This window comes from Vibrio rubrogenes (assembly GCF_059641415.1).
Map to the genome: position 1 here is coordinate 1 of NZ_JCARSY010000091.1, position 1,503 is coordinate 1,503.

Annotated in this window: 1 protein-coding gene; it reads right to left on the reverse strand. The window is 54.0% G+C overall.

Going from position 1 to position 1,503, the window contains the following annotated elements; all coding sequences use genetic code 11:
- Positions 1 to 1,475 (reverse strand): condensation domain-containing protein (locus tag AC55NX_RS20645; RefSeq protein WP_496997439.1); only part of this gene is annotated, 1,475 nt, incomplete at its 3' end.
- Positions 1,476 to 1,503: the final 28 nt, after the last annotated feature.

Sequence of the window (1,503 nt, forward strand, 5' to 3'; positions counted from 1 at the left end):
ACATTGTGGGTTTGATTCAAGTGGTGCAACAGGTGTTGCTGTTCACTATCGGTCAGCATCGGTAGTGCACTCACCGGTAACTCAGGCTGACGCACCATGTTTTCCAACAGGGTGACCCAGTAGCTGAGGTAGCGCTGTACGGTTTCCGGTTCAAACAACGCGGTCGCATAGGTCAGATAGCCACTGAGTCCGCCATCGTGTTCATGGATTTCAAGGCTCAGGTCAAACTGAGCCGTCGAGAGTTCACTGTCCAGTGCTTCCAGTGTGAGATCCGGTAGTCGGATCTGATCCGTCGGCGTATTTTGCAAAGCGAACATCACTTGGAAAATCGGGGCATGAGACAAGCTGCGCACCGGTGCGACGGTCTCAACCACTTGTTCGAACGGCATATCCTGATTGGCTTGTGCCGCCAGCGCGGTCTCTTTGATCTGAGCTAACAAAGCTGGTGTATTGATCGCATCTGTCAACTGAACCCGCATCGCCATACTATTGACAAACATCCCGATCAGGTCTTCAACATCACGCTGCGTTCGTCCGGCTATCGGAGAACCGATCACGATATCTTCCTGACCGGAGAGACGTCCCATCGCCACCGACCATCCGGCAAGTAACGTCATGTAGAGCGTACAGCCACTGTGTTGACTCAACTGACGCAACTGTCCGGTTAACTCGCGGCTGAGTGCAACAGGCAGACTTGCCCCGCGGTAATCTTGATGCGCCGGACGCGGATGATCCGTCGGCAATGTCAGACAATCCGGAATACCACGCAACTGCTCATGCCAATATTGTTGCTGGTGTTGCAACACTTCACCCTGCAGATGCGTCTGCTGCCATGCAGCGTAGTCACCATACTGGATCGTCAGTGGCGGCAGCGGATCAGCCTGATCGTTGCAGTGAGCAGTATAAAGTGCGGCCAGCTCACGGTTAAAGATCCCCATCGACCAGCCATCGGTGATCATATGGTGCATCACAATCCGTAACCAATGTTCATGATCAGAGACACGGATTAACTGTCCTTGAATCAACGGTCCCTGAGAAAGATCAAACGTTGGCGACAGTGGCGCCAGTTCATCCATCACCCCTTCCCCGTCAAGGTAAGTCAACGGGAACCCGACACTCGGTGCACTCACCACTTGTACCGGCTCATCCGCGACTTGTGCAAAATGAGTCCGCAATGCGGCATGACGGGCAACAATCTGATCCAGTGCCCGTTGTAATGCATCGACATCTAATTTGCCTTGCAGCCGCACGCTTCTTGGCACGGTATAAGCGGCCGTTGCCTGTGCATCCATTTGCGACAAGAACCACAACCGTTTCTGCGCCAGTGACAATGGGATCGCTTGCCCTTCCGGCAATGGCGTAATCGCCGGTAATGTTGCACCTTGGGCATCATCCAGCAGGGCTGCCACTTCATGTAAGGTTGAATGAGAGAACAGCGTCGCCAGCGATAACTCCCGACCCAGTTGCTCACGCACCCGTGACACCATTCGCACTGCCAGCAAA